Below are 20125 nucleotides of genomic sequence, written 5' to 3' on the forward strand. Positions count from 1 at the left end.
TTCAAATTTTTCTTTAGACATCTTAATGTTCCTTTATTAAATCACTTCCCTTAATAAACGAAGGGAAGTGTTACTTTATTTAGATAAAAATTATTTCGCTTTACGAGCTTCAATAATTGCTGTTGCAATATTTGTTGGTGCTTCATTGTACTTCAAGAACTCCATAGAGTAAGAAGCACGACCTTGTGTTTGCGAACGAAGGTCTGTTGCATAACCAAACATTTCTGAAAGTGGAACTTGTGCTTTGACTGTTTTACCAGTTGCAGTATCTTCCATTCCTTCAATCATACCGCGACGACGGTTTAAGTCACCGATAACATCACCCATATAATCTTCTGGAGTTTCAACTTCTACTTTCATAATCGGTTCTAAAAGCACAGGTTTAGCTTTCATGAAGCCATCTTTAAATGCCATTGAACCGGCAATTTTAAATGCCATTTCTGATGAGTCAACATCATGGTAAGAACCATCAAAGATAGTAACTTCAACATCAACAATTGGATAACCAGCAAGAACACCGTTTTTCATCTGTTCTTGACAGCCTTTATCAACTGCAGGGATGTATTCTTTAGGAACCACACCACCAACGATTTCATTGTTGAATTTGTAGCCTTCGCCACCTGCTTCCAATGGTTTGATTTTTAACCATACATGACCATATTGACCACGACCACCAGACTGACGAACAAATTTACCTTCTTGTTCTACTTCATTGCGAATTGTTTCACGGTAAGCAACCTGAGGTTTACCTACATTTGCTTCCACTTTAAATTCACGTTTCATACGGTCAACGATGATTTCTAAGTGAAGCTCACCCATACCAGAAATAATGGTTTGACCTGATTCTTCATCGGTGTGAACACGGAATGAAGGATCTTCTTGTGCTAGTCGTCCTAAAGCAAGACCCATTTTTTCTTGGTCAGCTTTGGTTTTTGGTTCAACAGCAACCGAAATTACTGGCTCTGGAAATTCCATTCTCTCAAGAATGATTGGTGCACTTTCAGCACAAAGCGTATCACCTGTAGTTACATCTTTAAGACCGATTGCAGCAGCGATGTCTCCAGCGCGAACTTCTTTAATTTCTTCACGTTTGTTAGCGTGCATCTGAACGATACGACCAAAACGTTCTTTTTTATCTTTAACAGAGTTAAGAACAGTATCACCAGAGTTAACCACACCAGAGTAAACACGGAAGAATGTTAAGTTACCCACAAATGGGTCTGTTGCAATTTTAAATGCTAATGATGAGAATGGTTCATCATCACTTGAATGACGTTCAGCATCTTCACCATTTGGTAATTCACCTTTGATTGCAGGTACATCAGTTGGTGCTGGTAAATATTCAATAACCGCATCAAGCATGAACTGCACACCTTTATTTTTAAAGGCACTACCACAAGTGACTAAGATAATTTCATTAGCAAGTACGCGTTCACGTAATGCTGCTTTCACTTCTTCTTCAGTTAACTCTTCACCACCAAGGTATTTTTCCATTAACTCTTCACTTGCTTCAGCAGCGGTTTCAATTAAGAAAGAACGCCATTCTTCGACTTGGTCAACCATCTCGGCTGGTACATCTTCATAAGTGAATGTTACACCTTGATCGGCATCATTCCAGTTAATTGCTTTACGTTTAAGTAAATCAACAACACCAGTGAATCCTTCTTCTGCACCGATAGGTAAAACTAAAGGAACAGGAACTGCTGCTAAACGAGTTTTGATTTGATCAACAACACGTAAGAAGTTAGCACCCATACGGTCCATTTTGTTGACAAATGCAATACGTGGAACTTTATATTTGTTTGCTTGACGCCATACAGTTTCAGATTGTGGTTGAACACCACCAACTGCACAATAAACCATTACTGCACCATCAAGAACACGCATAGAACGTTCAACTTCGATTGTAAAGTCAACGTGTCCCGGGGTGTCGATGATGTTGATACGGTGTGGTTCAAATTGTTGACCCATACCAGACCAGAATGCTGTTGTAGCAGCAGATGTGATAGTAATACCACGTTCTTGTTCTTGTTCCATCCAGTCCATGGTAGCTGCGCCATCATGAACTTCACCAATTTTGTGACTTACACCAGTATAAAACAAAATACGTTCAGTCGTTGTTGTTTTACCTGCGTCAATATGTGCACTGATACCGATATTACGATAGCGTGCTATAGGGGTTGTACGAGCCATATTAATCCTCTGTTTAGAATCGTTTGCTTAATAAAACATCATTTTGGTTGACTGATAGCAGATAAGGGCTATCAGTCCTAATTCAAGTCACTTATACAAATACAAGTGTGAATATTACCAACGATAGTGTGCAAACGCTCTATTAGCTTCAGCCATACGATGAACATCTTCGCGTTTTTTCACAGCGGTACCTTTATTTTCAAAAGCATCCATAAGTTCATTCGCTAGGCGTAAAGCCATTGATTTATCGCCACGTTTACGTGCAGCATCTACAATCCAACGCATTGCAAGTGCATTACGACGAACTGGACGCACTTCAACTGGAACTTGGTATGTAGAACCACCAACGCGACGAGACTTAACTTCTACAGTTGGTCTTACGTTATCTAATGCAACTTCGAAAGCTGCTAAGTGGTCTTTTCCACTACGCTCAGCTAATTTATCAAGAGCTGAATATACGATTGATTCTGCGATAGATTTTTTACCATCTATCATTAAAATATTTACAAATTTCGCCAGTAACTCTGAACCGAACTTCGGATCAGGAAGAATTTTTCTTTGACCGACAACATGACGACGTGGCATTGGAATACTCCGTTTATATGTTATAAATTTTTCAGGTTTACCCAAAACTCAAATGAGTTAAATGGAATTATAATAGTTTGGCCTTACTTAACGGAGTTCCATTAAGCTTTAGGTCGTTTAACACCGTATTTAGAACGGCTTTGTTTGCGATCTTTAACACCTGCGCAGTCTAATGCACCACGAACAGTGTGATAACGAACACCCGGTAAGTCTTTAACACGACCACCACGGATTAAAATCACGCTATGTTCTTGTAGGTTATGACCTTCACCACCGATGTAAGAAGTAACTTCAAAACCGTTAGTTAAACGTACACGACAAACTTTACGTAATGCTGAGTTTGGTTTTTTCGGTGTAGTTGTGTAAACACGAGTACAAACACCGCGTTTTTGCGGGCATGCTTCAAGGGCAGGAACGTTACTTTTTGCTTCCTTTAGTGCTCTTGGTTTGCGTACCAGCTGATTAATTGTTGCCATTAATAAGCTCCTGATTAATTAAAATAAATTTAAAATTGCTGTTTAGATACGTAATTAATAACTGTAGACCAAAACCTATGTATATAAGTTTTGGGTCGCAAGATTCTAGACCCCAGGGGCAATAATGTCAAGTTTTTGCTATCAATAAGTGCTTGATCTTGGTATTAATTATTGATAGAAAATGGTCGCAATTTTAATAAGGAAAATCGGTAAATTTTAAATTTAAAACTGATGCATGCATATATCAATGCATGTGCTAGCTGTTTTGCTAAAAGCTATATTCCCCCCCACCGCAAGTAACAATGGGGGGATTGTTTTTAGTGATGATCGATAAAAATAAATTTTAAAGCGAATAGTAAAGCAAAAATAATCACACACAGATTTAATTGCTTAAATTTACCCGTAAAGGTTTTTAATACCACATAAGAGATAAAACCAAGTGCGACACCTTCAGTAATGGCAAAGGCAAATGGCATCATAATTGCGGTAATAAAAGCAGGTGTTGCCTCTGTTAAGTCAGACCAGTTAACTTTCACTAAGCTTGAAACCATTAAAATTCCAACAAAGATAAGTGCGCCAGATGTTGCATAACTTGGTACTAAATGGGCAAGAGGCGATAAAAAAGTCACGATTAAGAATAATAGACCGACAACAACCGCTGTTAACCCTGTGCGTCCGCCCACTGAAATACCGGCTGAACTTTCGATATAGGTTAACACTGAGGATGTGCCAAATAATCCACCTAAAGAAGAGCTAAAGCTATCAATTAATAGCGCTTGGCGCATTTTAGGAAATCGACCTTTTTCGTCACTAATGCCAGCTTTATCGGTTAATGCTAAAATAGTGCCTGATGAGTCAAATAAGCTGACAATCATTACCGAAAAAATAACGCCCATAATACCGATATTAAGTGAGCCAGCTAGATCAACATGACCAACAACGCTGGTAACACTTGGTGGCATAGACACAATACCTTGGTAACTAATATTAGGATCAAGCCATAGCGCCAGTAATGTAACCACTAAAATCGAAACTAATACTGCTGCATGAAAGTTACGAGCAGCTAAAATAACAATGATGAAAAAGCCTAGTGATCCTAATAACACTTTCAGCGATAAGATATTACCCATCGTTAAGAGTGTCGAAGGAGAAGCAACCACAAGACCCATATTTTGAAAACCCATAAAAGCAATAAATAACCCAATACCGGCACTAATCCCCACACGTAAGCATTGTGGGATATGTTCGATTAACCAGTGACGGACTTTAAATAGAGATAGTGCAAAAAAGATTAATGAGCCCCAAAATATGGCACCCATACCCACTTGCCAAGAATAGCCCATCGCACCACATATTCCATAAGCAAAAAAGACATTAAGTCCCATAGCCGGTGCTAAGGCAATTGGTAAATTGGCAAATAGCCCCATTAAAATTGTCGCAAAGGCAGTAACCACACAAGTTAAAACAAAAACAGCAGAAGTATCCATTCCGGTTGCAGATAAGATAGATGGATTGACAAAAATGATATAAACCATTGTTAGAAAAGTGGTACAACCAGAGATAATCTCAGTGCCGATAGTTGTTTTTTTCTCTTTCAATTGAAATAGTTTTTCGCATATTGCATTCATAAGTTAAGGCCTAATTTAGATTGATAAGCAAGAATAAAAATTTATAAAGAGTGCTATCTATTTTTACCCATAGGTAAAAATAAAAAAGATGAAGAGCTATTGCCCTACATCTTCAAATAAACAGAAATTTTACAGCATTATTATTGCTAGTTATTTCTTTTGGTCAAGCGTTATTCTAGTTATTTCGCTACGCTATACTATAATGTGACAGAATCAACTTTGTTTAACGTGATTTTTACTTTAAGAATTCTGTGACTTTCTATTTCAGTGACTTCAAATAAGTAATCGCCAATTTGTAAGGTTTCACCAACATTGAGTAAATGCTGTGCTTTTTCCATTAACAGCCCTGCCAAGGTGTGATACTCACGCTTATCATCAATGGCAATTGGCACAAAGCGCACCAACTCTTCAACAGGAATATAGCCATTTGCCATCCAGCTATTTTCATCGAGAGATTGAATATCATGTTTAGCATCAATTTCCTCTTCTTCAGTTGGAAAATCGCCAGCAATGGTTTCAATAATGTCTGTCACCGAAACAACCCCTTGCATTGAGCCAAATTCGTCCACCACAAAAGCAAAATGGGTTTTGGCTTTTTTAAATTGATCTAATGCAACTAGTAACGATACAGTCTCAGGGAAGATCAGGGGTTGTTTGATAAGTGAGTGAATATCAATAGGCTCTTTACTTTGTAGTATATCTTTTAATAGATCATTAACTTGGATGATTCCTAGTGGTTCATCAATTGAAACATTATCGGTAACAACTAAACGTGAATGTGGGTTTTCAAAAATCTCTTTTATAATAGCATCACGATCGTCATTAATATTGACCATATCAACGTCAAGTCGAGATGTCATAATACTGCTGACAGAACGTTGTGCCAGTCCAAGAACTCGTTCAACCATACTCAGTTCTTGATGATTAAATACCGGCGATTTTTTATTAGTATCTGATGCTACATCAATGGTGTGATTATCGGGATCTTCTTCTGCATCACCTTTTAATAGATGTAAAATTGCTTCGGCTGTGCGTTCCCGTAATGGTTTTTTATTTAATGCTTTACGACGGTTAAAAATAGCTAATTGATTGAAAAACTCAATCATGATTGAAAAGCCAATAGCCGCATATAAATAGCCTTTCGGAATCATAAAATCAAATCCTTCGGCAACCAGACTAAAACCGATCATCAATAAAAAACTCAAACAGAGGATAACAATAGTTGGATGAGCGTTAACAAAATTAGCCAGTGGTTTACTCGCAACCATCATAATACCGATAGCAATACACACGGCAATAATCATCACAGGAATATGTTCAACCATTCCCACCGCCGTAATGACTGAATCGAGCGAGAACACCGCATCAAGTACGACTATTTGAGCAACAACAGTCCAAAAGTGAGAGGTTTTTTTAGGTTTGCCATCTTCGTTTGAAGCGCCTTCAAGGCGTTCATTAAGCTCCATGGTAGCTTTGAATAGCAAAAATATACCCCCAACTAACATAATCAGTTGGCGCGCATTAAAGCTGATTTCCGATATTGAAAATAGCGGTGTGGTGAGGGTGACTAACCAACCTGTAAACATTAATAGCAATATTCGTGTAATTAATGCAAAGGCCAAGCCTGTTATGCGTGCTTTATCTCGTTGTTGGGGAGGCAGTTTCTCGGCAAGAATGGCAATAAAAACAATGTTATCAATACCAAGGACGATTTCAAGTACAACCAGAGTGGATAAGCCAATCCAAATTGTAGGATCCATGATCCATTCCATATGTCAGGTGATTACCTCTTATAAATACAGCACATGCTGCGTTGTAATTCTGTCTGTAATTGAGCAAATAATCAATAAAATATTTATAAAAATTGTGGATTTTGTCAAAAACTTTCAGAAAAGTATATGTTTGAATATAAAATTAGCTTTGCCAAAATGTTGGCGTAAATAAAACCAGCAAAGTAAATATTTCTAATCGCCCAAATAGCATATCGACCACCATAACCCATTTTACTACATCACTAACACTCGCAAAATTATCGCTTACACTACCAAGACCAACCCCTAAATTATTCAGTGATGAGGCTACAATATAAAAAGAATCAGTCGCATCAATACCGGTTGCCATAATAACAAATAAGCTGACTAAAAAAACTAACGCATAGGCCGAAAAGAATCCCCAAACGGCCTCGATAATGCGCTCAGGAACCACACGATTGTTTAATTTTAAGGTATAGATAGCATTTGGATGAATTAACCGCTTTAATTCACGCGAGCCTTGCATAAACAAAAGCAGGACTCGAACCACTTTTAAACCACCGCCAGTGGAACCCGCACAACCACCAATAAATGAAGCGCACAGTAAAAAAATAGGTAATGATGAAGGCCATGTGTTAATATCATCAACGGTAAAGCCAACCGTTGCAGTTATCGATACAACTTGCAGTACTATTTTATCGATACTTAATTTTCTTTCTGGTTGATAAACATAAATGCCAAATGCACAAATTGCAATTAAAGCAGCCAAAATAAAAACGAACGTTCTAAATTCTTGATCTCGCCAGTAAACCTTAATTGAAAATCCGCTTAATGCGGCAAAATGTAGTGCAAAATTACAACCCGATAAAATTAAAAAGAGGGTGACAATGTAATTGATTGTAGCGCTATTAAAATAAGCAAGGTTATCATCATGAGTTGAAAATCCCCCCATTGATATCGTTGAAAAGCTATGTGATACAGCATCAAATACATTCATACCAGCCAACCATAGGCAAATGGCACAAAGTGTTGTTAGCAAAATATAAATTGACCAAAGCGTTTTTGCAGTTTCGGCAATGCGAGGACGCATTTTACTATCTTTTTGTGGACCAGGGATTTCCGCGCGATAAAGCTGCATACCCCCTACCCCCAATAATGGTAAGATGGCAACAGCCAAAACGATAATCCCCATACCACCCAGCCATTGCAGTAATTGACGGTAAAAAAGTAAAGCTTTAGGAAGGTGATCTAACTTAACAATTGTTGTCGCGCCCGTTGTGGTTAAGCTTGAGAATGATTCAAAAAAGGCATTGGTTAAATTTAAATTAATATGTGTATCAAAAATAAAAGGAAAGGCTCCGATTGTACCAAGCACAACCCAAAATAGTACGACAATAAAAAAGCCTTCACGCGTGCTCAGTTCATGACGATGGTGGCGATTAGGTAGCCATAATAAACAGCCTAATAACAATGCTGCAAAAAATGATCGAACAAAGATTGCACCTGCACCATCACGATAGATTAAGGCAATAAGTGCCGGTAGTAGCATAAATATTGATAACAGGGAAATTAATAGCCCAATAATGCGCAGAATCGATCGCCAATGCATCATAATGATAGTCTCTATTTAAAACCACGAGCTGATTTAATAAGATCATAAGCAGCTTGAATCTCTTGTGCGCGTTTTTTGGCTGCCTCTAGCATTTCTTTCGGTAAACCTTTAGATACTAATTTGTCTGGATGGTGTTCGTTCATCAACTTACGATAAGCCCTTTTGATTTCTGAGATTTCCGCAGAGGAGTCAATACCCAAAATTTTGTAAGCATTTTGCAGATCGGTCTGTGTTGATCGCCCTTGATAACCACCATAATGATTACCATGTTGATATTGACCTCGCTGATTTTGTTGGTTGTGATAACCATTTTGGCGAAAATGGTAACTACCCATCATCATTTGAACATATATTGCCATTTGTTGACGTGGAATATTAAATTCTTCAGCCACAATAAAAAGAATTTGTTGCTCTTTTTCATCTAAAATGCCATCAACTAATGCTGCTTGGATCAGTTGTTCACAAAAAATATTTAACACATTGCGTCGATAACGATATTGTGCATATAACTCCGCCAAACGAGATCGGAGTGGGTAGTCACTTGCTTTGCCTCGATTAAATGAGTCTTGTGCTAGTTTTCGACTATTTCGATCCAGTTGTAATCTGTCCATAAATTGGCTAGCAAGATTGATGTCATCTTGAGTGACAACACCTTTTGCTTTACTTAAATGACCAAGGACTTCAAAAACAACCGTTAAGTAAAGTTCTGGATTGGCTTTAGTTTTTTGTTCTGTCAATTTATTGCAAAATGCTTGATAAAGCATTGGACCAATAAATAGCCCAAGGATAAACCCCCATCCTGTTTTTAATACAATACTTAATACAAAGCCCGTAATCATTGCCCAGATAAAAGACATATTATTCATTCACCTCAATTTTATCTATCTTCTGTAAACCTCGTGGTAATGTTGCACCTTTGCGTGCTCGCTCTCCTCTAAATTTTTGTAAATCAGCAGGTTTGAGTGTCAGTTTGCGTTTTCCTGCGTACAAAGTCACTGATGCTTCTGAGTTAATTAATATCATATAAGAAAGGCTATCATCAGCACCAGAGAGCGACACAATTTTATTTCCTTTACCTTTGGCAAGTTGTGGTAAATCTTTTACCGGAAAAATGAGCATTCGACCCGCTTGGGTAATTGCTAATAGTAAACTCTCTTCCGATAGGATTTCCAAAGGAGCAAGTATTTTTGCATTATTTGGCAAATTAATAATCGCCTTACCGTTACGGTTGCGAGCAATTAAATCATTGAATTGACAAATAAAACCATAACCTGCACTGGATGCAAGTAGGAATTTTTGATTCTCATTTTGATTCATCAGCACATGTTCAACCGTTGCCCCAGCAGGAAGAGCCAATTTACCGGTTAATGGTTCACCTTGGCTTCGAGCAGATGGTAACGTATTTGGCTCTATTGCGTAACTACGGCCGGTTGAATCAATAAAAATAACGGGTTGGTTACTTTTACCTTTAGCTGCAACTTTAAAACTATCGCCCGCTTTATAACTTAAACCAACTGGATCAATATCATGACCTTTTGCCGTTCTTACCCAACCCATTTCCGATAAAATTACAGTCACAGGTTCAGATGGCGTTAATGCTTGTTCACTAATTGCTTTTGCTTCACTGCGCTCAACAATCGGAGAGCGGCGCTTATCGCCATATTTTTCAGCATCTTCTTGTAACTCTTTTTTAATTAAATTACTGAGTTTTTTCGGTGAAGATAATAAGGCTTGTAAGTGATCGCGCTCTTTTGCCAGATCACGTTGTTCACCTTTAATACGCACTTCTTCAAGTTTGGCTAATTGACGCAGTTTTAATTCTAAAATAGCTTCAGCTTGAATGTCGGTTAAGGTAAAACGTCTAATTAATTCTTGCTTTGGTTCATCTTCGTGACGAATAATTTCGATCACTTCATCAATATTTAAAAATGCAATTAATAAACCATCAAGGATATGTAGTCTTTTTAAAATTTTATCTAAACGATAATTTAGGCGACGAGTGACCGTATTTTTGCGATACGCTAGCCATTCAGTAAGAATTTCAACCAAACCTTTGACTGATGGGCGATTATCAAGCCCAATCATATTCATATTAACGCGGTAACTTTTTTCAAGATCGGTTGTTGCAAATAAATGATTCATTACTTGCTCTAAATCGACTCGATTTGAACGTGGCACAATCACCAAACGAGTTGGATTTTCATGATCCGACTCATCGCGTAAATCTTCAATCAACGGCAGTTTTTTTGCGCGCATCTGAGAGGCAATTTGCTCTAAAATTTTAGCGCCCGACACTTGATGAGGGAGATCAGTAATCACAATATCTCCATCTTCTTTTTTCCAAACTGCACGCATACGGATTGAGCCACGCCCAGTTTTATAAATTTTCGCAATGTCTTCTGCCGGCGTAATAATCTCAGCTTCCGTTGGGAAATCAGGCCCTTGTATGTGAGCCATTACTTCGCTTAAAGTTGCATTTGGGTTATCAGCCAACATCATTGCCGCATTCGCCACTTCACGAATATTATGTGGAGGAATATCAGTTGCCATACCAACTGCAATCCCCGTTGTGCCGTTTAATAAAATATTTGGCAATCTGGCTGGCAGCATTTTAGGCTCTTGCAGCGTACCATCAAAGTTAGGCGTATAATCAACCGTTCCTTGCCCTAATTCAGCTAATAATAATTCAGCATATTTTGATAAGCGTGATTCGGTATAACGCATGGCGGCAAATGATTTAGGATCATCTTGCGCCCCCCAGTTACCTTGTCCATCAACTAATGGATAACGATATGAAAATGGTTGTGCCATCAGTACCATCGCTTCATAGCAAGCACTATCACCATGAGGATGATATTTACCAAGCACATCCCCTACGGTACGTGCTGATTTTTTAAATTTTGCTTGTGCATTTAAACCTAGTTCTGACATGGCATAGACAATACGTCGTTGCACGGGCTTAAGACCGTCACCAATAAACGGTAGCGCACGATCCATAATGACATACATTGAGTAGTTTAAATAGGCGCTTTCGGTAAAGGTACGTAGCGACTGGACTTCTACTCCGTCATGAGTTATCTCACTCATTATTGTTCCTCTAAATCATTCTGTTTATTAGACATCAAGTTCAACTTGATCGCCTTTTTCCTGTAGCCATTCACGGCGATCTTCTGAGCGTTTTTTCGCAAGTAGCATATCCATTAATGCCATTGTTTGCTCAGTATCATCAAGCGATAGTTGCACTAAACGACGCGTATTAGGATCCATCGTTGTTTCGCGTAGTTGCAGCGGGTTCATTTCCCCTAGACCTTTAAAACGCTGTACATTTGGTTTGCCTTTTTTACGCTTCAGTTGCTCTAAAATACCTTCTTTTTCTTCTTCATCGAGAGCGTAATGGATCTCTTTGCCTAAATCGATACGATAAAGAGGAGGCATTGCAACAAACACATGCCCATGCTCAACCATCGCGCGGAAATGACGAACAAATAACGCACAAAGTAAAGTGGCTATATGTAATCCATCCGAGTCAGCATCGGCTAAAATACAAATTTTTCCATAACGTAATTGGCTCAAATCATCGCTATCGGGATCAATGCCAATTGCCACTGAAATATCATGAATTTCTTGTGATCCTAATACTTCGTCAGATGACACTTCCCAAGTATTTAGAATTTTACCTTTAAGCGGCATTATTGCTTGGAATTCACGGTCTCGAGCTTGTTTGGCTGAGCCACCGGCAGAATCTCCTTCCACTAAAAAAAGCTCAGTGCGATTTAAGTCTTGCGATGAACAATCGGCCAACTTACCCGGTAACGCAGGGCCACTAGTTAATTTTTTACGGACAACTTTTTTTGACGCTTTTAAGCGCTTTTGCGCGCTAGAAATCACCATTTCGGCTAGTAATTCAGCTATTTGTACATGTTGATTTAACCAAAGACTAAACGCATCTTTCACAATAGCTGAAACAAATGCCGCACTTTGACGCGATGATAAGCGCTCTTTGGTTTGACCTGCAAATTGAGGTTCTTGCATTTTGACTGAAATAACATAGGCACAACGTTCCCAAATATCATCAGCCGTTAATTTTAAGCCACGCGGTAACAAATTGCGAAACTCACAAAACTCACGTATCGCCTCTAACAATCCTTGACGTAAGCCATTAACATGCGTACCACCTTGTACTGTTGGGATTAAGTTAACGTAACTTTCGGTTAATAACTCGCCGCCTTCAGGCATCCAAAGTAGAGCCCATTCTACAGCTTCAGTTTCACCAACATGGCTACCAGTAAAAGGGGTTTCCGGTAATAGTGAGTAACCACTGACAGACTCCATTAAATAGTCTTTTAGACCATCTTGATAACACCAGGTTTGTTCGGTTTTGTTAATTTTATCTTTAAAAATAATTTCAAGACCTGGGCAAAGCACCGCTTTGGCTTTAAGTAGATGTGACAAGCGAGGCACTGAAAATCGAGGTGAATCAAAATATTTTTCGTCTGGCCAAAAATGCACTTTAGTGCCAGTATTACGGCGCCCACATGTACCAGTGATGTGTAAATCTTCGACTTTGTTGCCATTTTCAAAGGCCATCTCGTACACTTGACCATCACGATGAACGGTCACTTCAACGCGTTTTGATAACGCATTAACCACCGAAATACCCACCCCATGCAATCCACCGGAAAATTGGTAATTCTTGTTGGAAAATTTACCACCAGCATGTAAACGGCAAAGTAATAGCTCAATTGCTGGCACACCTTCTTCTGGGTGAATATCAACAGGCATTCCTCGCCCATTATCAATGACTTCTAATGAATTATCTTCATAAAGTGTGACCTTGATTTGACGAGCATAACCAGCGATGGCTTCGTCGACACTGTTATCAATGACTTCCTGCCCTAAATGGTTTGGGCGACTTGTGTCAGTGTACATTCCGGGGCGATGACGAACAGGATCAAGCCCTTTTAATACTTCAATATCAACGGCATTATAAGTGGATTGCGACATAATGTTTCTATTTATTCGAATAAATGAACTTATTATAACAACCTTTCACAAATAAGACCAAGGTCAATGGTTAATGCGCTTTAGCAAATGCTAATATAAGCCATCAATTAGGTAAGCTTCGCTAAATATTTTATATAAGTATGGTAAAAATTTATTACCAAAATCCTAAAAACGGTTATACTTTACTCTAATTTTGATTATTTATTAGCAACTCTATAATTTAAACATCTTGGTTTTCTAATAAAAAATCAAATAAAAACAAGTAAATTAAACTTATGGAAAGAAATTAAGAATGTTAGAAATAGTCACTTACCTGTCGTGGCAATTAAGCCACAATTATAAGCATTTTGTCGTTTTGTTTTTCGTTTCGATATCACTCCTTTTTTATTGGCGTTATTGTAAAGCAAAGCCTGTATTACATTATATCGTATCAATTGTATTTTTCATGACAAGCCATATTCATTATGCAAGTGCGTTATCAGCATCAACAACCGATGTGATACACGGTCATGCCCCCTATATTACTTTTGATGGTGGAGCAACCAAAAGCAATATTAGTGCATTATTAGGTATTAGACTACCTGATGGACGTGAATATGTACCCAAAGATGGGCAATCAAGCTTATACCCAAATGCTACACCAATAGATAATTATGAAACCATTACCCTACCCAGTAATGCAGACTCTTTTGACAAAATTCAAACAATAGAGCCTATATCTGGTAATAACCACAAATCAATTATTGATTTAAAAGATTTGGTAGGCGTAAATAACTATTGGTCAGATGATGATGGCGATGGAAATGTCAATATAACAGGTCATCTAGAACTTGCTTGGTATGATGTAAATGGGGATGAAATTGCAGACACTGTAAGTAAATTTGACCCCTGTTCCGCCCCCTATGAGTTAGAACTCTACGTACCGAAAGCTCAACTATCAACGCAATATGGTATACCAAAGACAATCGATTTACCGGATGCTTGGCAGCTTTATACGTTTAAAGTAACACATGAAGCTCGAGTTTGTTATGCACAACCACCCGATCCGTATGGAACAAGTGGTACAAACTGGAGCAGGGGACTTGGCTTTGAGGTAAAAGATGTTGAGAAACCTGATAAAAACTTCCCAACAACAGGTTCAAATGAACTCAGTTTCCATTTACTGTTAGGCGGTATCACACCAAAACAAGTCATTGATGTGAATGGTACAACCGTGTCAGCGGTAAGTGGCGGTAATACAGTAACATTATCGTTAAATACAGAAATGGGTGTAGGATGGGATGGCAATGATGAAGAGCAATTAAAAATAACATTAAAAGGTCCAAATAAAGATTCAAGTGACAAAAGTTTTAGTCCTGCGTTATTTAAGCTTTATGCCGATGCTAGCCACAATCAGTTACTTTATAGCTTTAAAATAGAACGTTGGTATATTGCCAATCCAGATGATTCTAATGATGGTTCTTATGCTGAAGCCCAAATGTTCTGTAATAGTTTAGGTCATAATTATCGTATGCCTAGTGTTGGGGACTATACCAATGCGAATAGTTCTTCTTGGCAGTGGGGAGAGCCGGGACAAGGAAATGAAAGCATCAGGCAACTAAGCTACAAAAGTGGTGACAGATGGATAGGTGGTTTATTTAATGAATGGGGAGACTTTACCTACGATAAACTTAGAAAGGACGATTGGAGCGATGACCAATATTGGGCATCTGACGAATATCTAGTCTTTCCGCATGGACATATTACCTTAAATGATAATATCTACACCTTCGCCATGGCTGCGTGTGTGACGCCTTAACATAACGCGTGTTAGGCATCCTTTATTAAGAATATATAATATAAATAGTCTAATTTTTATAAAATTTTGGACTATTTAAACTGCGCTTTCTCTTTAAACAATATTACTTTTTGCTAGTGACTTGTTAACCAACGATTGAAATAGTACCTTATTTTTTTCAAGATATGATATCCAAAATTTTTGTAATGTGGTTGATAACAATATGAGCATTGTCGATTGTTAATCTAGCTACTTAATCATCGAACCATTGAATACTCATTAATTTAATAATCGTTTTGTTTTTAGTTTGTTTATTCATTTTTTAGTATTATTATCAATAAATCCCATATTAATATCAGGGAATAGTGTGAGTAAATTAAAAAATAAAATAAGTCGGCGTGATTTTTTACAAAAATCATTAACCATTGGCGGTGTAGCTGCACTAACAGGTAATATGCAATTACCTTTTGCCTATGTAAAAGCGAGTTACGATGATAATAGTAGTACAATTTCAAATTCAACCGATGAAGAAAAAATTGTTTATAGTGCCTGTTTAGTTAACTGTGGTAGCCGCTGTCCTTTAAAAGTTCATGTTAAAAACGATGTTATTACTAAAATAGCACCAGAAGATGGGGTAAATGATGCCGTTTTTGGTTTGCATCAAATCCGTCCTTGTCTTCGCGGTCGCGCTGTTCGTTGGAGAACATATGATCCGGATCGTTTAAAATATCCTATGCTACGCATTGGTCAACGTGGTGAAGGTAAATTTAAACGTATTTCGTGGAGTGAGGCAATTAATTTACTGGCAGATAAATTGAAATATACTATTAATCGGTATGGCAACGAGGCGATTTATTACCAATATGGTTCAGGAACAACCGGTGCTAATCTTTCAGGGCGTAATGCGTGCCAACGTTTTTTAAGTACAATTGGTGGTTTTTTAAATTATCATGGTGATTATTCAAGTGGACAGATTTCGGCTATTCGACCTTATATTTTTGGTAATGCTAAGGAATCTTTACTTGATCAAATAAAGCATTCCGATTTAGTTGTGATGTTTGGGCATAATATTGCCGAAACCCGAATGTCAGGTGGAGGGCAAGTTACAGAGCTTTTTCAGGCATTAGAACAGAGCAAGGCACGGGTGATTATTATTGATCCGCGTCGTAGCGAAAGCGTGGTGGCGTATAATGCTGAGTGGATCCCAATTATTCCCGGTACCGATGCTGCATTAGTCGCCGCAATTGGCTATACATTACTTGAGCAAGATCGCATTGATGAAAACATGCTTAATCAATATTGTATCGGTTGGAGTGCCGATTCCTTGCCTGATAGTGCACCACCTTATAGTGATTATAAATCTTACCTTTTAGGCTTAGGCTATGATAGAACACCTAAAACCCCAGAATGGGCAGCTAAAAAAACCGGTATTGCTGCTGCACAAATTCGCTCATTGGCGATGGATATTATTAATGCTAAAGCTGCTTGGATTTCGCAAGGTTATGGTGTACAGCGTTGGCAAAATGGTGAACACACCGCTCGCGCTATTATGATTTTACCCATTATAACCGGTCAATTTGGTAAGCCGGGTACCAATATAGGAACGTGGGGTGGCAGTGTTGTTTATCCTATACCTAGCTTTAAACTTCCCAATCCGATAAAAACGAGTATTCCTTTCTTTTTGTGGACAAAAGCAATTGTAGATGGTCCAAGTATGACCGCCCAAAATGCTTATCTTAAAGGTAAAGATAAGTTGGATGTTGGTATCAAATTTATCTGGAATTATGCCGGTAATGTAATGGGAAATCAGCATTCAGACCTCAATTGTACCCATCAGATTTTACAAGATGAGTCTAAATGTGAATTTATTCTTGTTTGGGATACGCATATGACCGCATCAGCCAAATATGCCGATTTACTGTTACCCGACGTTTCATCAGTTGAAAATACTGATTTGATTAATAATTCTTATTCATCTGGCGCGTATAGCTACCTTATCCGCATGCAACGAGCAATTAAACCACTTTGGGAAAACCGAGCAGCGTATGATGTGTTAACCGAACTTTCCGAGAAAATGGGCGTAAAAGATAAATTTACCGAATGTCGTAGTCAAGATGAATGGATAGCGTATTGTTATGAGCAGTTGCGAAAACATGAACCCCATTTACCCCCTTTTGCCAATACTGACGGTATGGGAGTAATCGATCGTAAACTTGCTGATAGTGATACACAAATTGGATTAAAAGCCTTTAGAGATGATCCAATTAAAAACCCATTAAATACACCATCGGGGAAAATTGAGATCTATTCTGAAGCGCTAGCTAACATAGCCAATGAATGGGAACTTGATCCAGAAGATATACTCTACCCCATTCCGGCGTATTTACCGGCGATTGAAGGCAGTGAAGATAAACCCAAACGCACAAAATACCCACTACAACTGATTGGTTTCCATACCAAAGGGCAATGCCATTCCACTTACAGTAATTTACCGCAATTGCGCGAAGCTGTCGCTAACAGTATTTGGATTAATCCATTTGATGCCGAGCAAAGACAAATAAAACATGGTCAGTTAGTTGAGGTTTATAACGACCGAGGTCGGCTGTATATTCCCGCTAAAGTCACACCAAGGATATTACCGGGTGTGATTGCCATTCCGCAAGGGATGTGGGCAAAAACCAATGCGGCAGGGATTGATATTGGCGGTTGTATTAATCGTTTAACATCATTGCGCCCAACGGTGCTTGCAAAATCGAATCCACAGCATACCAATCTGGTTGAAGTTAAACCATTATCGGTGGTGGATTGAGCTTTATAAATTAAAGAGCGAATAATAAAAATGCAATATGGATTTTATATTGATTCTTCAAAATGTACTGGTTGCAAAACCTGCCAACTCAGTTGTAAAGACGAAAAAGATAATGCATTAGGTGTTCATTTTCGTCGTGTTTATGAATATGGAGGGGGTAGTTGGCAGCAAGTTGATGGCCTGTGGCAAAACGATACGTTTACCTACTATTTATCCATCTCCTGTAACCATTGCCAAGAGCCAGCTTGTGTGCAAGGTTGCCCAACAGGCGCAATGCATAAACGCTCACAAGATGGTTTAGTTGTTGTTAATCAAGATGTGTGTATTGGTTGTCGATATTGCGAAATGCGTTGCCCTTATGGTGCACCACAATTTGATCATCAAAAAAAGGTCATGTCAAAATGTGATGGTTGCTATGAACGTGTTGCCGAGGGATTAAAGCCTGTTTGTGTTGAATCATGTCCTCAAAGAGCGTTAGATTTTGACGAAATTGAAAAACTACGTCAGCACTATGGCGATGAATGCAATATTGCCCCCTTACCAAGCTCACAGCTTACTAAACCCAATATTGTGATAAAACCCCATGCACAAGCCAAGGCGTCTGGCGATACTTTGGGTAAAGTACTCAATCCTGAGGAGGTATAAGCAATATGCATGAATTACCACTGGTGTTTTTTACGGTATTGGGGCAATTATCGGCAGGAATGGTGTTGATTGGGAGCTTATATTCTATCGGTTGTGGTTCACGTTGTTATTCACATAGTCGTATTGCCATTTATAAAATGAATCTGTTTGCGCTAATTATAATGGCTGTTGCGATGTTGATTGCCTCGTTTCATTTAGGTCACCCCTTTCGAGCTTTAAATGTAATTTGGGGGATTGGTCGTTCACCAATGAGTAACGAGATTTTTACCTTTGGTCTTTTATTTGCAATAACATTAGCATGGGTATTATTAACTTACTTTTCTCACTATAATAACGGTGATAATTGGCCACTGATTAACGCATTTTGCCAACGAATTAATCAAATTCCCAATTTAACTAAAATATTATCCCTATTGTTAGCCTTGCTGAGTCTGATTTTTGTTTGGACAATTGTACTGACCTATATGCTACCAACGGTTAAAACGTGGAATACCTACTACACGGCCATTCAGATGTATACCACTATGTTAGTGTTAGGCGCAATCGCCGCAACCGTTTTTGGACTCTATAAAATTGGTGTAATTTTATTCTTTATTGGCACCATGTTGATTCTTTTTTTAAAAATACCTTATCTTAATTTGATGGCTTTAATATCACCAGAACTGACCGCAAAACAACATATTTGGATGTTAATTCAGTGCATATTATTATTACTCGCACTTATTTTGGTGATATTAAATATATTCAGATCTAAACAATCAACAATTATTTATATTATAGCCTTTATTATTATTTTAATTGCTGAGTTATGCGGGCGAATCGCATTTTATAATTTATGGACTATTCCGATGTAGCATTAATAACGTTTTTACGCATTTAACAACAATAAAAAAGCACGATAAAATAGCCTTTATATTGTTAACCGCTAAAATCAAATCAGTCAGGATACTTTTTTGGATAACCTAACCACTATCACATTAGCAAAACTACTTGGTGCTTTTTTTTATTATCCACCCAATAGTAAAGTGACTGCACCATTAATGCAGGCATTATTACATATTGACCATCTAGCAAAGTGGCCCAATCTCCCCCTTATTTATGAGCAGTGTAATATATTAGCGAATCAAATTGGTAATCCCGATCTTGATTATCAATTTTCATTACTATTTGAAGGGCAAGGAACAATGCCAGCACCACCATGGGGTTCATTTTACCTAGATACAGAACACCTATTGTTAGGCGAATCACAAGCATGCTATCACCGATTTTTGCAACAACATGGTTTGACGCTCAATACAGGAATGAACGAACCCGACGATCAATTTGGGTTAATGCTAATGGCCTATGCCATATTGCTTGAAAATAATAACTATACAGCGGCAAAACAACTTATTGATGAACACTTAATGATTTGGTCTTCAGCTTATTTAAAAGAGTTAAAGAACAACAAAATTAGCGCATTTTATCGAGCTTTAGCCGTGATTGCTGAGCAATATTTACAAATGCATTAATTTGCATATTGCGCATACTTATAGCACAGAAAATGACTCTTTTATTCGGTAATGGGTGATAACTTGCATATCGTAACATTGCAGCTTTTATCGTAATCAGTATAATCCATCCTATGCTTTTTCAAGGTAAATAA

The 20125-nt window shown here is 38.1% G+C and carries 14 protein-coding genes; 5 read left to right on the forward strand and 9 right to left on the reverse strand.

What is annotated here, in order from left to right:
- Positions 1-90: 90 nt before the first annotated feature.
- The 9 genes from fusA to parE form a co-directional block, all read right to left on the reverse strand.
- Positions 91-2193 carry an elongation factor G gene (gene fusA, locus BQ5209_RS05415; RefSeq protein ID WP_085247534.1) on the reverse strand — a complete coding sequence of 701 codons (2103 nt, stop codon included), beginning with the start codon at positions 2191-2193 and terminating at the stop codon, positions 91-93.
- A gap of 114 nt (positions 2194-2307) precedes the next feature.
- Positions 2308-2778, reverse strand: coding sequence for a 30S ribosomal protein S7 (gene rpsG / locus BQ5209_RS05420; RefSeq protein ID WP_034915550.1), 471 nt, complete (start codon positions 2776-2778; stop codon positions 2308-2310).
- A 101-nt stretch (positions 2779-2879) separates the two neighbouring features.
- A complete protein-coding gene (gene rpsL / locus BQ5209_RS05425; protein ID WP_034883792.1) occupies positions 2880-3254 on the reverse strand; it encodes a 30S ribosomal protein S12 in 375 nt (124 codons plus the stop codon).
- Positions 3255-3571: 317 nt separating this feature from the next.
- Complete coding sequence (locus BQ5209_RS05430; protein ID WP_085247535.1) at positions 3572-4882, reverse strand: NCS2 family permease; 1311 nt, start codon at positions 4880-4882, stop codon at positions 3572-3574.
- A 197-nt stretch (positions 4883-5079) separates the two neighbouring features.
- Positions 5080-6654 carry a TerC family protein gene (locus BQ5209_RS05435; protein ID WP_085247536.1) on the reverse strand — a complete coding sequence of 525 codons (1575 nt, stop codon included), beginning with the start codon at positions 6652-6654 and terminating at the stop codon, positions 5080-5082.
- A 142-nt stretch (positions 6655-6796) separates the two neighbouring features.
- A complete protein-coding gene (locus tag BQ5209_RS05440) occupies positions 6797-8242 on the reverse strand; it encodes a TrkH family potassium uptake protein (protein WP_085247652.1) in 1446 nt (481 codons plus the stop codon).
- 14 nt (positions 8243-8256) lie between these two features.
- Positions 8257-9102 carry a co-chaperone DjlA gene (gene djlA, locus BQ5209_RS05445; protein WP_208609959.1) on the reverse strand — a complete coding sequence of 282 codons (846 nt, stop codon included), beginning with the start codon at positions 9100-9102 and terminating at the stop codon, positions 8257-8259.
- A 1-nt stretch (position 9103) separates the two neighbouring features.
- Complete coding sequence (gene parC / locus BQ5209_RS05450; protein ID WP_085247538.1) at positions 9104-11332, reverse strand: DNA topoisomerase IV subunit A; 2229 nt, start codon at positions 11330-11332, stop codon at positions 9104-9106.
- A 27-nt stretch (positions 11333-11359) separates the two neighbouring features.
- Positions 11360-13249, reverse strand: a complete 1890-nt coding sequence (gene parE, locus BQ5209_RS05455; protein WP_085247539.1) for a DNA topoisomerase IV subunit B — start codon at positions 13247-13249, stop codon at positions 11360-11362.
- 445 nt (positions 13250-13694) lie between these two features.
- Here parE and BQ5209_RS05460 point away from each other — a divergent pair, with 445 nt between their 5' ends.
- The 5 genes from BQ5209_RS05460 (at position 13695) to BQ5209_RS05480 (ending at position 19991) form a co-directional block, all read left to right on the forward strand.
- Complete coding sequence (locus tag BQ5209_RS05460) at positions 13695-15047, forward strand: hypothetical protein (RefSeq protein ID WP_143421858.1); 1353 nt, start codon at positions 13695-13697, stop codon at positions 15045-15047.
- Between the two features lie 346 nt (positions 15048-15393).
- The gene (locus tag BQ5209_RS05465; protein WP_085247541.1) at positions 15394-17835 is read left to right on the forward strand and encodes a DMSO/selenate family reductase complex A subunit; all 2442 of its coding nucleotides are present in this window, start codon (positions 15394-15396) and stop codon (positions 17833-17835) included.
- 30 nt (positions 17836-17865) lie between these two features.
- Entirely contained in the window at positions 17866-18480 is a 615-nt protein-coding gene (locus BQ5209_RS05470; protein WP_085247542.1) for a DMSO/selenate family reductase complex B subunit, read from the forward strand.
- A 5-nt stretch (positions 18481-18485) separates the two neighbouring features.
- Entirely contained in the window at positions 18486-19334 is an 849-nt protein-coding gene (locus tag BQ5209_RS05475; RefSeq protein WP_085247543.1) for a dimethyl sulfoxide reductase anchor subunit family protein, read from the forward strand.
- 99 nt (positions 19335-19433) lie between these two features.
- Complete coding sequence (locus BQ5209_RS05480; RefSeq protein ID WP_085247544.1) at positions 19434-19991, forward strand: TorD/DmsD family molecular chaperone; 558 nt, start codon at positions 19434-19436, stop codon at positions 19989-19991.
- Positions 19992-20125 lie beyond the last annotated feature (134 nt).

Source organism: Gilliamella mensalis (assembly GCF_900103085.1).
Lineage (GTDB): Bacteria > Pseudomonadota > Gammaproteobacteria > Enterobacterales > Orbaceae > Gilliamella > Gilliamella mensalis.

Excerpts from the sequence above, each read along its gene's own strand:
- fusA (WP_085247534.1), bottom strand. The coding sequence starts at position 2,193 with ATGGCTCGTACAACCCCTATAGCACGCTATCGTAATATCGGTATCAGT.
- rpsG (WP_034915550.1), bottom strand. The coding sequence starts at position 2,778 with ATGCCACGTCGTCATGTTGTCGGTCAAAGAAAAATTCTTCCTGATCCG.
- rpsL (WP_034883792.1), bottom strand. The coding sequence starts at position 3,254 with ATGGCAACAATTAATCAGCTGGTACGCAAACCAAGAGCACTAAAGGAA.
- BQ5209_RS05430 (WP_085247535.1), bottom strand. The coding sequence starts at position 4,882 with ATGAATGCAATATGCGAAAAACTATTTCAATTGAAAGAGAAAAAAACA.
- BQ5209_RS05435 (WP_085247536.1), bottom strand. The coding sequence starts at position 6,654 with ATGGAATGGATCATGGATCCTACAATTTGGATTGGCTTATCCACTCTG.
- BQ5209_RS05440 (WP_085247652.1), bottom strand. The coding sequence starts at position 8,242 with ATGCATTGGCGATCGATTCTGCGCATTATTGGGCTATTAATTTCCCTG.
- djlA (WP_208609959.1), bottom strand. The coding sequence starts at position 9,102 with ATGTCTTTTATCTGGGCAATGATTACGGGCTTTGTATTAAGTATTGTA.
- parC (WP_085247538.1), bottom strand. The coding sequence starts at position 11,332 with ATGAGTGAGATAACTCATGACGGAGTAGAAGTCCAGTCGCTACGTACC.
- parE (WP_085247539.1), bottom strand. The coding sequence starts at position 13,249 with ATGTCGCAATCCACTTATAATGCCGTTGATATTGAAGTATTAAAAGGG.
- BQ5209_RS05460 (WP_143421858.1), top strand. The coding sequence starts at position 13,695 with ATGACAAGCCATATTCATTATGCAAGTGCGTTATCAGCATCAACAACC.
- BQ5209_RS05470 (WP_085247542.1), top strand. The coding sequence starts at position 17,866 with ATGCAATATGGATTTTATATTGATTCTTCAAAATGTACTGGTTGCAAA.
- BQ5209_RS05475 (WP_085247543.1), top strand. The coding sequence starts at position 18,486 with ATGCATGAATTACCACTGGTGTTTTTTACGGTATTGGGGCAATTATCG.